This is a genomic window from Phytopseudomonas daroniae (genome assembly GCF_004327275.1).
Lineage (GTDB): Bacteria > Pseudomonadota > Gammaproteobacteria > Pseudomonadales > Pseudomonadaceae > Aquipseudomonas > Aquipseudomonas daroniae.
The window spans coordinates 1-13056 of the sequence record NZ_QJUJ01000021.1; the positions used below are offsets into that span (position 1 = coordinate 1).

At 63.6% G+C, this 13056-nt stretch carries 19 protein-coding genes; 17 read left to right on the top strand and 2 right to left on the bottom strand.

Annotated elements, in window-relative coordinates; translation table 11 throughout:
* Positions 1-235: 235 nt before the first annotated feature.
* Both DNK10_RS25685 and DNK10_RS25690 read right to left on the bottom strand, forming a co-directional pair.
* A complete protein-coding gene (locus DNK10_RS25685) occupies positions 236-1252 on the bottom strand; it encodes a phage portal protein (RefSeq protein WP_131193475.1) in 1017 nt (338 codons plus the stop codon).
* A complete protein-coding gene (locus DNK10_RS25690) occupies positions 1249-3012 on the bottom strand; it encodes a terminase ATPase subunit family protein (protein WP_131193476.1) in 1764 nt (587 codons plus the stop codon). Before DNK10_RS25690 ends, DNK10_RS25685 begins: the two co-directional genes overlap by 4 nt.
* 154 nt (positions 3013-3166) lie before the next feature.
* Between DNK10_RS25690 and DNK10_RS25695 the strand changes: the two genes are divergently transcribed.
* The 17 genes from DNK10_RS25695 to DNK10_RS25960 all read left to right on the top strand — a co-directional run.
* On the top strand, positions 3167-4030 hold the full coding sequence (locus DNK10_RS25695) for a GPO family capsid scaffolding protein (protein ID WP_131193477.1): 864 nt from the start codon (positions 3167-3169) through the stop codon (positions 4028-4030).
* Between the two features lie 50 nt (positions 4031-4080).
* The gene (locus DNK10_RS25700) at positions 4081-5088 is read left to right on the top strand and encodes a phage major capsid protein, P2 family (RefSeq protein ID WP_131193478.1); all 1008 of its coding nucleotides are present in this window, start codon (positions 4081-4083) and stop codon (positions 5086-5088) included.
* Between the two features lie 10 nt (positions 5089-5098).
* Positions 5099-5803, top strand: a complete 705-nt coding sequence (gene gpM / locus DNK10_RS25705; RefSeq protein WP_131193479.1) for a phage terminase small subunit — start codon at positions 5099-5101, stop codon at positions 5801-5803.
* A gap of 102 nt (positions 5804-5905) precedes the next feature.
* Positions 5906-6367, top strand: a complete 462-nt coding sequence (locus DNK10_RS25710) for a head completion/stabilization protein (protein ID WP_131193480.1) — start codon at positions 5906-5908, stop codon at positions 6365-6367.
* A complete protein-coding gene (locus DNK10_RS25715; RefSeq protein WP_131193481.1) occupies positions 6367-6567 on the top strand; it encodes a DUF7415 domain-containing protein in 201 nt (66 codons plus the stop codon). The genes DNK10_RS25710 and DNK10_RS25715 overlap by 1 nt, the downstream gene beginning before the upstream one ends.
* On the top strand, positions 6567-6773 hold the full coding sequence (locus DNK10_RS25720) for a tail protein X (protein ID WP_131193482.1): 207 nt from the start codon (positions 6567-6569) through the stop codon (positions 6771-6773). The genes DNK10_RS25715 and DNK10_RS25720 overlap by 1 nt, the downstream gene beginning before the upstream one ends.
* 33 nt (positions 6774-6806) lie before the next feature.
* Positions 6807-7121: a phage holin, lambda family gene (locus tag DNK10_RS25725; protein ID WP_131193483.1), complete on the top strand. Its 315-nt coding sequence runs from the start codon at positions 6807-6809 to the stop codon at positions 7119-7121.
* Entirely contained in the window at positions 7118-7960 is an 843-nt protein-coding gene (locus tag DNK10_RS25730; protein ID WP_131193484.1) for an N-acetylmuramidase domain-containing protein, read from the top strand. Before DNK10_RS25725 ends, DNK10_RS25730 begins: the two co-directional genes overlap by 4 nt.
* Entirely contained in the window at positions 7957-8139 is a 183-nt protein-coding gene (locus DNK10_RS25735) for a hypothetical protein (RefSeq protein ID WP_131193485.1), read from the top strand. The genes DNK10_RS25730 and DNK10_RS25735 overlap by 4 nt, the downstream gene beginning before the upstream one ends.
* Before the next feature lie 285 nt (positions 8140-8424).
* A complete protein-coding gene (gene lysC, locus DNK10_RS26270) occupies positions 8425-8685 on the top strand; it encodes an Rz1-like lysis system protein LysC (protein WP_131193486.1) in 261 nt (86 codons plus the stop codon).
* The gene (locus DNK10_RS25745) at positions 8682-9209 is read left to right on the top strand and encodes a phage tail protein (RefSeq protein ID WP_131193487.1); all 528 of its coding nucleotides are present in this window, start codon (positions 8682-8684) and stop codon (positions 9207-9209) included. The genes lysC and DNK10_RS25745 overlap by 4 nt, the downstream gene beginning before the upstream one ends.
* Positions 9202-9657, top strand: a complete 456-nt coding sequence (locus tag DNK10_RS25750) for a phage virion morphogenesis protein (protein WP_131193488.1) — start codon at positions 9202-9204, stop codon at positions 9655-9657. Before DNK10_RS25745 ends, DNK10_RS25750 begins: the two co-directional genes overlap by 8 nt.
* Positions 9658-9730: 73 nt before the next feature.
* Complete coding sequence (locus DNK10_RS25755; RefSeq protein ID WP_208738873.1) at positions 9731-10282, top strand: phage baseplate assembly protein V; 552 nt, start codon at positions 9731-9733, stop codon at positions 10280-10282.
* A gap of 5 nt (positions 10283-10287) precedes the next feature.
* On the top strand, positions 10288-10632 hold the full coding sequence (locus tag DNK10_RS25760) for a GPW/gp25 family protein (protein WP_208738875.1): 345 nt from the start codon (positions 10288-10290) through the stop codon (positions 10630-10632).
* On the top strand, positions 10629-11522 hold the full coding sequence (locus DNK10_RS25765) for a baseplate assembly protein (protein ID WP_131193490.1): 894 nt from the start codon (positions 10629-10631) through the stop codon (positions 11520-11522). The genes DNK10_RS25760 and DNK10_RS25765 overlap by 4 nt, the downstream gene beginning before the upstream one ends.
* On the top strand, positions 11515-12063 hold the full coding sequence (locus DNK10_RS25770; protein ID WP_131193491.1) for a phage tail protein I: 549 nt from the start codon (positions 11515-11517) through the stop codon (positions 12061-12063). Before DNK10_RS25765 ends, DNK10_RS25770 begins: the two co-directional genes overlap by 8 nt.
* Positions 12064-13056 (top strand): phage tail-collar fiber domain-containing protein (locus DNK10_RS25960; protein ID WP_208738874.1); only part of this gene is annotated, 993 nt, incomplete at its 3' end. It abuts the gene before it with no gap.

The following is a 13056-nucleotide window of genomic DNA, read 5'->3' on the forward strand; positions in this document are numbered from 1 at the left end:
CCGCCTGACCTCGGGGCCCCACCGCGTCACCCCTCGCCCCGGCCTCGCTTCGGACTGAGCAGCCGACCACCCCGAAAGGCCCGTAATATCTGGGCTGCAGCCCGATTTCGCTGGTATTGAATGCCCCGAAATGGCATGATGAACTGGGCTTTTTCATACGCCAGAACCACCGAAATCCTTACCGCCAGGCACAAAAAAACCGCCACATTGGGCGGTTTCTTCACGCATCGTTTGATCAGCTTTTCGGCGGCTCCAGCTCCTTGAACCGGATCACTTCCTCACCCACCCACTCGTTGATCAGCCTGAACCGTTCCTGCAGCGGCTCCAGCTCCAAGGCACCCCACACGTCAAATGCCTCCTTCGGCGATCCGAAGCCGCCGGCGTTCTTCGGCACGATGCCCATCAGTTGCGGATAAACCCGCAGCGCCGCGAGCACATCCTCCCTGGTCTGATCCTTGATCGAGTTGAATTCATCCTTCGCCGCCACCTCGCTCACAGGGATCAGCTGAATCCCTTCCTTCTTGCCATTGGGCGCGTAGACGAACAGGTTGCGGAAATTCCCTGGGCCTTTGGCGTTCTTCAGCGCCGTGCGCAGGTCATCGATGTCGCTTTCGTTCTGGGCGGCATCGGTCATGTACAAGATGAAGCCAGCGTGCGACCCGTTCTCGAAGTACTTGCGCCGGAACAACGTGGCCGACTGGTTCAACAGCGCCGACTGCAACGCACTGATCCACTCCGGCAAGCCATAGATTTCCTGGTGCAGATCCACCTCGCGTAGATGGAACACGCTCCCCGCCTCGAATTCGTGCTCGTTCTTCCAGCCCTGCACCTGGTAGAACTTGCCTTCCTTGCCCACCCGCATGTACTTGGCCAGCGGCGGCTTGAGCACGATGGTTGTGTTCAGTACCGACCGGCGCCGCTCGAGGTAGGCATTGCCCAGCGCCAGATAGTCCTGGGCGATCTGCTCGAAATCCTGCCGCGACAGCAGCCGGTGTGGAATGAATGTCCGGCTCAACTGGTTGCGTTTGAACCGCAGCCCCGAGTCCAGGTGCACGCTGGCCTTGACTGAACGTGCCAGCCCGTCGATCGATAACGGCGGCTCATACCAGCGCCCGTTAAACCAGCACTCCAGATAGTCGAAAATCTCCCGCGCACTCAGCACCGATTCCGGAGCCCCGAAGGTAAACGCCATCGGCCCCTTCCCGCTTGCCTGGTCGGCGGCGTTGAGCGCCACCTCTGTTCCTGTCGTCATCCAAAAATCTCCATCCGCCCCGTATTGGCAGCGGTCTGCCCCTCGAGCGGTTCGTTGTGAAGTGCGTGAAACAGCGACCAGGCCAGGTCAGCGTGACCCGTTTCATCACTGCGCCCTGCCGTGTAAGTGAATTGCCGGCCGCTGGCCGTAACTGTCTTGCGGATCGCCATCAGCGACGCCGCCATATCCGTCCAGCCCGCATCGAACTGCAGGCGTCCGTTCTTGATCACGTCGTAGGCCTTGAGCACCAGGCGCGTCTTCACCTCAGGCGAATAGCTGAACGTGGTCAGGTTCGGGAAGAACTGTTTAACCAGCTGCGCCACGCCGCTGCCCATGCCGGTCACGTCCACGCCGATATAGGTCACCCAGTAGCGCTGGGTCACCCGGCGGATAGCCTCAGCCTGGGCGGCGAAGTCCATGCCCCGGAACTGATGCCGCTCCAGCACCCGGAATTTGCCCCCGGGTACCGAAGGTGGCGCGACCACCACCATGCCTGCGCTGTCACCGTTCTCGGCCGGGTCATAGCCGACCCACACCGGGCGATCACCAAACGGCCGCATGGCGAACGGCTTGTAGTCCTCGTCCCACAGCTCCCAGCTGTCGACCATGCATGGCTGCAGCATCTGCAACGGGAAGATCGACGCCCCATCGTCCACGAACTCGCACATCAGCAGGTTCGCAAAGGCCTCCGCGTCGTACTCCTGGCGCAGTTCCTCCAGGTCGAACAGATCGCACCCGCGCTGATCGGCATCCAGAATGGTCACGATCTGCCGCCAGATCGCATCCTCGCAGTGCCGCCCCATCTGCAGGGCATCATGGGAAACATCGATCTTCAGGTGCTGGGCGGTCGGTTTGCCCTTGTTCAGCCGCGAGCCCGTCCACCACTTGTAGGCCTCATGCCCCATGCTGGAAGGCGTGCTGAAATAGGTTTTCCGCCACTTCTTGTGCAGCGCCATCCCGGACGCCACCTTGTTCAGCTCCTCGAACTTGAACGTCCAGAAGAATTCGTCGAAGTAAAAATTGCCCGACCGCCCCTGAGCGGTGCGGTAGTTGGTGCCCAGGAAGTGCAGCTCCGCGTTGTTCCACAACACAATGGGGTCGCCAGTAAGTTGGCGGCCCAGCACTTCGTTGACGAAGGCCTGCATGTAATTCTTGAACTGGTGGGCCTGCGCTTTACTGGCAGACAGGAAAATCTGTGTACGACCGGTCTTCAGCGCATCGAGCAACGCCTCACGGGCGAAGTAGAACGTGGCGCCGATCTGCCGACTCTTCAGAATCATCCGGGTGCGTTCGTTGCCCGCCCGGTACCAGTCCAACTGATAGTCGAAACACCCATCGCGGAATGCTTCTTCCAGCAGCTCGATATCTTCCTCGCTGAACTCGTTGCGCTTCGGCGCCTTCTTCGGCCCGGCGTTGCGGTTGTCCAGGTTCGGATTTAGCTCGGCCTCAGTCCCACCACCCTGGAACCGCTGGATCCGCGCTTGCCGCTCCAACTGGCGGTGCAACAGATCGATTTCCTTGAAATCGCCGCTGGTCTTGCCCTCTTTCAGGATCAGCTGCACCAGCCGCGCTTCAAGCGCGCCGCCGATCCGCTCCACGTTGTCCGCCCTGTCCCACTCATCACGGGATTTCCAGGCGTGGACGGTCTTCTCCTTTTCCTCCAGGAAGTCGGCGATGTCGGTAACGCGCCAACCCGTCCAGTACAGAAATTTGGCCTGGCGGCGGTTGTCGCGGATGGGATTTTCGGTGGCAGTAGTCATGGCGCAGATGCTGCCGCCCGCGCGCGTAAGGCCCTACCGGCGGGCGTTGTAGCGGCTCGCCCTACAACCTCGGCCCGTTGCCGGCGCCCTCGCCACTGCCGACCATGCCTCCATCGCAACGGCAATCGCCGCCCACGTATCGAGGACACCCAGCATGGCCGGTAAAACCGACACCACCGTCAAGAAATATCGCTCCAAGTGGTTCCGCGTCGCCGTAGAAGGCGCCACCACCGACAAGCGCAAAATCGAACGTTCCTGGCTGGAGCAGGCCGCCAAGAACTTCAACCAGAACACCTACGGTGCCCGTGTCTGGCTCGAGCATTTCCGCAGCCTGCTGCCCGATAGCCCGTTCAAGGCGTATGGCGACATCACCGCGGTAAAAACCGAAGAAGTCGACATCGCTGGTCAGAAGAAGCTGGCCCTGTTCGCCCAGATCGAGCCGACCGCCGACCTGGTGGCCATGAACAAGGCCAAACAGAAGATTTACACCTCGGTCGAAATCGACGACAGCTTCGCCGACTCCGGTGAGGCCTACATCGTCGGCCTGGCCGTCACCGACTCGCCCGCCAGCCTGGGCACCGACGTGCTCGCGTTCTCGGCTCAGAAGCCGGACGCCAGCCCCTTCAAAGACCGCCACTACTCGGCCACCTCCATGTTCACCGAGGCGCTCGAGGTCGAGATCGAATTCGACGAAGTCACCGATCAGCCCGGCATGTTCGCCGCGCTCAAGCATTCCATCGGTGCCCTCATCAGCAAAGGCAAGGAAAAGGAAGGCACGGACGCTACCAATTTCGCCGACCTTGGCGAGGCCCTCGAAGGCCTGCTCAAGTTCAGTACCGCCCAAGCCGAAGCGGCAGAGAAGTCAGCCGCTGCACTGGCCACCCTGCAGGGCGACCACCAGAAGCTCGCCAGCGAATTTGCTGACCTGAGCAAGAAGCTTGGCCAAACCCAAGACTTCCGCCAGCAACAGCGTCCACCGGCTACAGGTGGCAACGACCAGCAGTTCACCGACTGCTGATCACCTCCCCTACGGAAAGCCAAGCCACCCAGGAATAACCGGAGACACCCATGCGTAACGACACACGTACCCTGTTCAACGCCTACCTGCAGCAGCTCGCCCAGCTGCATGGCGTACCCGACGTAACCACCAAATTCACCGCCGCCCCGAGCGTCGCCCAGACGCTGGAATCCCGCATTCAGGAATCCAGCGCCTTCCTCGGCTCCATCAACATCTACGGTGTTGGCGAGCAGTCTGGCGAGAAAATTGGCCTCGGCATCGACGGCGTAATCGCCGGCACCACCGACACCACGGTTCAGGATCGTGTACCCCACGACCCAAGCAGCCTGGATGCCCGTGGGTACTTCTGCACCCAAACCAACTTCGACACCACCCTGCGTTACCAGAAGATGGATCAGTGGGCCAAGTTCCCGGACTTCCAGGCCCGCATCCGCGACGCCATCATCAAGGCCATGGCCCTCAACCGCATCATGATCGGTTGGAACGGCACCAGCCGTGCGGCCACATCCAACAAGGCCGCCAACCCGCTGCTGCAGGACGTCAACGTCGGCTGGCTGCAGAAAATGCGCCTCGAGAACCAAGCCCGTGTGCTCAAGGAAATTGTCGACGACAGCGGCAAGATCGAGATCGGCGCCGGCAAGGACTTCAACAACATCGACGCCCTGGTCTACAGCATGGTCAACGAACTGATCGAGCCGTGGTACCAGGAAGACAACGAACTGGTGGTTATCTGCGGTCGCCAACTGCTGGCCGACAAATACTTCCCCATCGTCAACAAAGATCAGCCGCCGACCGAAGCACTGGCTGCCGATATCGTCATCAGCCAGAAACGCATCGGCAACTTGCCGGCCGTCCGTGTGCCGCACTTCCCGGCCAACGGCCTGCTGGTCACTCGCCTCGACAACCTGTCCATCTACTGGCAGGAAGGCACCCGCCGCCGCACCGTCGTCGACAATGCCAAGCGCGACCGCATCGAGAACTACGAGTCGGTCAACGAAGCGTATGTCGTTGAAGACCTGGGCTGCGCGGCCATGGCCGAAAACATCGTCCTGGCCTGAGGGTAAAACCATGAGCAATCCCTGCCGCCGCCACTTCCAGCGTGTCACCGCCGCCCTTGCGGCGGCGGCAGTTGCCCCGCAACAGAGCATGGAAGGCGCCAACGCCTACGAACTGCAAATGGCTGCCCTGCACCAGGACTCGCTGCGCCTCAAGCAGATCCAGTCCATCAGCGACAAAGCCAAACTCAAGGGTGAATTGGTAGTCGCCTACGAGCCCTATGTCGCTGGCGTGCTGGAGGCGGGCCAAGGTGCCCAGGATGACGTACTCACCACCGTCATGACCTGGCGTATCGACGCCGGCCTCTACCAGCCAGCCCTGGAAATCGCCCGCTACGTGTTGCAGCACAAGCTGGAAATGCCGGATCGCTTCCGCCGCAAGGTCGGTTGCTACGTCGCCGAGGAAATCGCCACCGCAGCGCTCACAGCCCTCAAGGCTGAAAGCCCCTTCGACAGCGCCATCCTCCTCGCTACCGAGCAGCTCACCCGCGCCCAGGACATGCCCGACGAAGCCCGCGCCAAGCTGCACCTGGCCCTCGGTCGCGCCCTGGTAGTCGAGGTGCCCGAGAAGCCCACCGAAGAAGGTATCGCCCGTTTGCAGACGGCGCGTACTCACCTCGGCCGGGCAATCGAACTGCACCAGAGCTGTGGCGGTAAGAAGGATCTGGAGCGGCTCGCCAGCCGCTTGAAAAAAATTGCTGAGGCCAAGCCCAGCTAACCAAGCGTCACCCGCACCCGGGCGGCTCGGGGTCGATCAACGGGTTATCTCCTTTCCCAGTTGTGACGCCCCGACCACCGCCCTCTAATTCCGAGCCAGAACATGAGCGGATTCATTGCCGGCGGCACGCCGCAAAGCGGCCACATCAACACCGACCCGTTCTGGCCGTCGATTGACCTGGACGCCATGCGTGGCGCCCTGCGTATTGATGGTTCAGTTACACCCGCCCGGCTCGAAACAGCCGTCATCGCAGCAGCCATCTCCATCAACCGTGAACTGCTCACCTGGCGTACTGCCCAGATTGCAGCCGGTCACGAAACACTGGCAGCCGTCCCAGCCAGCCAGATCAACGGCGAATCCGAACTGGTGCACCTCTACGCCCGCGCCATCCAGGCAGCGTCCGGCGCCGAAGTGTGCGAGCGCTACCGCAGCTACGACACCACCGCCAGCGGCGACAAGAAGGCCGAGAACCTGCAGGACAACATCGACGATTACCGCCGCGACCAGCGCTGGGCAATCCGCGACCTGCTCGGCATCCGCCGCACCACAGTGGAGCTGATCTGATGGCTACATACGAAACCATCGATTGGAACGAGATATCCCGCCTCGGCCTGCTTGAGCGTATCAACCGGGAAATCATGCATCCCCTTGGCTATGCGATTTGCCGCGTAGTCGAGACTGGCCAATCTCCCGGCGCCCTCGTGTCCCCGGACGGTACCTGGGTATACCCAGACCAAACCGCCCAGGCAGTGGAGCCCGACTGATGGCCACAATCCGCGCCCACCAGCACGAAACCGTCGACGCCCTCTGCTGGCGGCATTACGGCCGCACCGCAGGCGTCGTCGAAGCCGTGCTCGAAGCCAACCCAGGCCTGGCCGCGCTCGGCCCAAACCTGCCGCAGGGCCACCCAGTCAACCTCCCGGAAACCGCACCAGAGCCCGAGCGGCAAGCGGTGCAGCTATGGGACTGAACACCACCACAACAGGGCAAAGGAACCATGAAAATGCCTGACCGTCCGGACACCTGGGCCTGGCTCGCCACCTGGCTCGAACACAACTGGCCCGCGCTCTACAGCGGCGGTCTGGCGTTCTTCATTGCCGCCCTGCGCATCATCTACGGCGGCGGCAACCTGCGCCGCGTCGCCCTGGAAGCGCCGCTGTGCGGCTTCCTGGCCATGGCCACCAGCCACGGCATCGAGCTGCTCGGCATCCCCGCCACCACGGCCCCATTCTTCGGCGGCGCCATCGGCCTACTCGGCGTAGAAGGCACCCGCGCAGCAGCTAAACGGTTCTTCGAACGTAAGGTAGACACCCTATGAGCCAGACCCTACGCCACGGCGACCGCTCCCAGGCAGTCAAGCAACTGCAGGCTGCCCTCAACGCCAGGGGCTTCAACCTCTTCCCCGATGGCGATTTCGGCGACGAAACCGAAAAGGCCGTGCGCGCGTACCAGCTCAAGGTGGGCCTGGTCGTCGACGGCATCGCCGGGCCAAATACCATGGCCGCACTGGCCGGCGCTGACTGCACCCGCCTGCTGTCCAACGCAACCCTGGTGGCCTCTGCCAAGCGCCTCGGCGTCGAGCTGGCCGCCGTCTACGCAGTCAACGAAGTGGAATCCGCCGGTGCCGGCTTCCTGAGCAATGGCAAACCCGCCATCCTGTTCGAACGCCACATCATGCACCGCCAACTGAGCACCCCGCGCAGCCCCGAGCAGGATGCCGCCGCCCTCAAGGCCAAGGCCGACGTAGCTGCCAGCATCTATCCCAACCTGGTCAACACCAAACCAGGTGGATACGCCGGCGGCGTCGCCGAACACCAGCGCCTGGCCCAGGCTCGCCAACTCGACGACACGGCCGCGCTTGAGTCGGCATCGTGGGGCGCGTTCCAGATCATGGGCTTCCACGCCACCCGCCTGGGTTACCCCAATGTCCAGGCATTCGCCGCCGCCATGGCCGAGGACGAAAACGCCCAGTTCAACGCCTTCGTGGCGTTCATCGAAACCGACCCGGCACTGCACAAAGCCTTGAAAGCCCGAAAATGGAAGGACTTCGCCGCCACTTACAACGGCCCCAACTACGCCCGTAACCTCTACGACGTGAAGCTGCAGCGCGCCTACGAGCGCCACGCCGGCTGTGGCTGCGGCCAGGCGGCGGCATGACGGCCTTTCTCATCACCATGTTGGTTCTTCATGTAATCGGACTGGGTTGCACCAGCAGCAACCTGCAGGGCAACTACCCTCGCACTAAATCAACGAGTCGTAGCGAGGATTTGATAGCCATGTTCATCCAGATTGGCATGCTGGTCTGGACGCTCACCCTGTTGCTCGATCTGCCATGACGACCCTTCGCCAAGCCGCCTACGGCCTCGCCCTGCTCGCCGCCACGGCCCTGCTCATCTGGGGCAACTACCAGCAGAGCCAGGCCGCCAAGGCGCGGGCGAATCAAGCCGCCGAGCGCATCACCACGCTCGAACAGCGCAGCGCCCGCCAGGCCCAAACCATCATCAACCTGGGCGCCGATATCGCCGCCCAGCGCCTGGCCCAGCAGAGCCTGCAGAACACCCGCGCGGCCCTGCAACAGGCCAGCGCCACGCACCAGGTGAACAAAAAGGAGACCGTCCGCAATGACCCAGCATCGAACGATTGGGCTGCTCAGCCTCTGCCTGCTGTCACTCGCCGCCTGCACCAGCGCCCCGCCATCACCGGAGCCGCTGCTTACCGTGAATACCTGCCCCGTCGTCACCAGGTGCACGCTGCCGCCAGCGGATCCACTGAATAACGGCGACCTCAGCGACGACAGCGACGCCATCCTCGCCGCCTGGGCCGACTGCGCTGCCCAGGTAGATGCCGTCTACGATCACAACCAGCCGAGCGCCGCCCAGTGAAGAAACCCAACAGCCTGCGCGCCCACCTGCTGGCCGCCATCCCCGAGCTCAAGCACAACCCCGACCGCCTGTTCATCTTTGCCGACAACGGCAAGATCCGCGCAACCAGCGCGCCCGGCCTGTCGTTCATGTACGAATACCAGCTCAACCTGATCCTCACTGACTACGCCGGCTCGCTCGATGCCCTCACAGTGCCCCTGCTCGCCTGGCTGCTGGTGCATCAGTCCGAGGTGCTCACCAACCTGGAGAAGTCCAAGGATTCGATCCAGTTCGAAGTCGACGTGCTCGACACCAGCAAGGTGGATCTGTCGCTCACCCTGCCCCTGTCCGAACGCATCATCGTCAAGAAACAGCCAGACGGCACCCTGCACATCGAGCACCCAGACGAACCCCAGCTCACCCCGCACCTGCCGCAAACCACCGTCCAGCTGATCGGCCAAGGCCAGGTACTGGCCGAATGGCAGAGCGGCGAACCGGTCGGCGTCGACATCGAAACCCCACATCCGGTACCACACCGTGGCTGACAACCTCAACGCCCTGGAAGACTGGGCCGGCGCCCTGCTCGCCAAGCTCCAGCCCGCCGAGCGCCGCCAGCTTAACCAGAGCGTCGCCCGCAACCTGCGCCGCAGCCAGCAGCAACGCATCGCCAGGCAACGCAACCCGGATGGCACCGCCTACGCCCCGCGTAAGACCAGCAAAAGTCTGCGCAGCAAAAAGGGCCGTATCCGCCGCAAAATGTTCGCCAAGCTGCGCACCGCCAAATTCCTCAAGATGCAGAGCACCGCCAACAGCATCGCCATCGGCTTCCTCGGTCGCGCCGCCCGCCTCGCCCGCATCCACCAGTACGGCCTTCGGGATCGCCCCGGCAAAGGCATGCCCGACGTGCAATACGAGCGCCGCGAACAGCTCGGCTTCACTCCCGCCGAGCTCGACAGCATCCGCGACCAGTTGCTCAAACACCTCGCCCGCTAGCTCACGTTGTAGGCAGCGCCCCTACAACCCCAGCCGCGTGCCGTGCGCGCGCGTGGCCGTCAGCATCGGCCCCATGAATACCGCCGACCTCACCCGCCGCCTCGAAAACCTGATCCGCCTCGGCACCATCGCCGAGGTCGACCATGCCGCCGCCCGCTGCCGTGTGAAAACTGGCGGCCTGCTCACCGCCTGGCTGCCCTGGCTCACCCAGCGCGCAGGCGCGGACACGACCTGGCACGCCCCCAGCGTCAGCGAACAATGCGTCGTGTTCTCCCCGTCAGGCGATCCAGCCCACGGCGTCGTGCTGTTCGGCCTTTACAGCACCCAGCACCCCGCCCCGGACAACAGCGCTGCCCGCCATCGCCAGCAGTACTGCGACGGCGCCGTGCTCGACTACGACACCGCCACCAACACCCTGACCGCCACCCTGCCCGCAGGCGGCAAGGTCAACGTAACGGCCCCTGGCGGCGTCACCATCGCGGGTAACGTCAGCATCACGGGCAATGTCGCCGTAACCGGGCAAGTTGCCGTTACGCAAGACGTAACCGCCGGCGGCATCAGCGTCATGAACCACACCCACCCAGGCGTCCAGGGTGGCCTGTCCAGCACGGGTAAAGCGCAATGACCGGCATGTCCCGCACCACCGGCGCCCCACTCGAAATGCTCCAGCACCTGCGCCAGTCAATCGCCGACATCCTCACCACCCCGCTCGGCTCCCGCGTCATGCGCCGCGAGTACGGCAGCAACCTGCCGTTCCTGATCGATCAGCCCTTCAACGACCACACCCGCATGCTCTGTTACGCCGCCACCGTCATGGCCCTCATGAAGTGGGAACCACGCCTGCGCCTGTCCCGCGTGCAATTCACCGTCGGTACCGAACAGGGCCGCTACATCCTCGACATCGAAGGCACCCCCGTGGACAGCGACCAGACCCATAGCCTGCAAATCCCCATCAGCATGGGAGCCGTCGTATGACCTTCACTGCCATCGACCTGTCCCGCGTCCCCGCCCCCAATGTGGTCGAGCCCCTGGACTTCGAACAGATCCTCGCCGAGATGCAGGCCGACCTGTCCGCGCGCCTGCCGGATATGGACGCCTTCCTTGAGTCAGATCCAGCCATCAAGCTGCTCGAGGTCGCCGCCTACCGCGAACTGCTGCTGCGTCAACGCATCAACGAAGCCGCCCAGGCCGTCATGCTGCCCTACGCCCTGGACACGGATCTGGAGAACCTCGGCGCTCTGTTCGGCGTCGAGCGCCTGGTAACAGATCCCGGCAACCCCAACGGCAACCCGCCGGTACCGGCCACCTATGAAACGGACGCCGAGCTGCGCAACCGCATCCAGCTATCGCTGGAAGGCCTCAGCACCGCCGGCCCCGAGGGTGCATACATCTTTCACGCCCTCAGCGCGAGCGGCGAAGTGCTGGACGCCTCAGCCACCAGCCCCACGCCTGGCACCGTCATCGTCACCGTCCTGTCGCGTGTCGGGGCTGGCGTGCCCTCGCCTGAACTGCTGGCCACCGTCGACACAGCACTGAGCGACGAATCCGTGCGCCCGCTCACCGACTACGTCCAGGTGCAGGCGGCCACCATCATTGATTACGAGCTGCAGGCCACGCTGTACTTCTACGCCGGCCCAGACCGCGAAGTCGTCATGGCCAACGCCCAGGCAGCAGCCCTGGCCTATACCGCCGCCCAGCACCGTCTGGGGCGGGACGTAACTCTATCCGGCATCTACGCCGCCCTGCACCAGCCAGGCGTCCAGCGTGTAGAGCTGCAAAGCCCTGTCGCCACCATCGTTCTCGACCGCCAGGCCGCCAGCTATTGCACCGCCATCACCCTGAACGATGGTGGCCTTGATGAGTGACGTGCGCAGCCTGCTGCCACCCAACGCCACCCAGCTCGAGCGCGTGCTCGAGCAAGTACAGGCGCGTGCGAGCCTGCAGGCCGTGCCGCTACGCGAGCTCTGGAACCCTGATACCTGCCCTGCTCACCTGCTGCCCTGGCTCGCCTGGACGTTGTCGCTCGACAGCTGGCAGCCCTACTGGCCCGTGTCAGTAAAGCGCGAACGCATCCGCATGGCCGTCGAGATCCAGCGCCGCAAAGGCACCGCCAAGTCAGTGCGTGATGTCGTGCGTTCGTTCGGCTCCAGCCTGGCCATTCGCGAGTGGTGGCAGCTCGAGCCCAAAGGTACCCCGCACACCTTCGAGCTCGTGCTCACCCTGGGCACCGGCGTGCCCAACACCGTCGATTACCAGCAAGACGTCATCGCCGAAGTCGAGCGCACCAAGCCCGTGCGCTCGCACTTCACGCTAACCATCGGCCTGGCTGCCACCGGCGCCCTGGGCCTCGGCGGCGCTGCCCGCCCCGTCATCTACCGCCGCATCCAGTGCAACGAGGCACCCTGAATGGCCCTACCCATCACCATCACCAACGCCGGCCGGGCCGAAATCATCGCTGCCGGGAACACCGGTACCAACAAAGTCACCATCGTGGCCGTAGCGCTCGGCACCGGGCGCTACACCCCTCAAAAGACCCAAACCGCCCTGCAGGCCGAGATACCAAACAAACGCCTCACCACCATCGCCGGCCAAGCCGTGGCCGCCGACACTATCCACGTCATGGCCCAGGACGAATCCAGTGCCACCTACAACGTTGGTGAGTTCGGCCTCATCAGCGACAAAGGCACGCTGATCGCCGTGTTCTCGCAACTGCCGGCAGAGGGCTGGATCCTGCAGAAAGCCGCGCCGTCCACCCTGTTGCTGGCCACCGACATCATCCTGGAGTCGCTCGACGCCCTCACCATCACCTTTGGCGACATCTCGTTCATCAACCCACCGGCCACCGTCGATATACCCGGCGTCGTTCAGCTCGAGCACAGCCTCACCAGCAACAGCAACGCCAAGGCCCTCACCGCCGGCATGGGCAAAAAGCTGCAGGACGAAAAAGAGCCAACAATCGCAGCCGGTACCACGGCCCAATACTGGCGGGGCAACAAAACCTGGCGCGACTTCGCCACCGACGTGCGCGCCGCCGTGCTCACCGGGCTCAGCACAGCAACCGCGACAGCCGTTGCCGCCACGGACACAGTATTGGCAGCCCTCGGCAAGCTGCAGGCGCAGGTCACTGGCTTGTCCACCAGCAAGCTGAACGCCAATGCCAACGCCGTATCCGCCACCAAGCTACAGACGGCCCGTACTATCGGCGGCGTCGCCTTCGACGGCACCGCCAACATCAACCTGCCCGGCGTGAACGCGGCGGGTAATCAGAGCACCACCGGTAATGCGGCTACCGCCACCAAGCTGGTAACACCTCGTACCATCAACGGCGTCGCCTTCGACGGCAGCGCGAATATCACCATCGCGGATGGCACCAAAGAACCGAGCTATGCAGCGGGCACC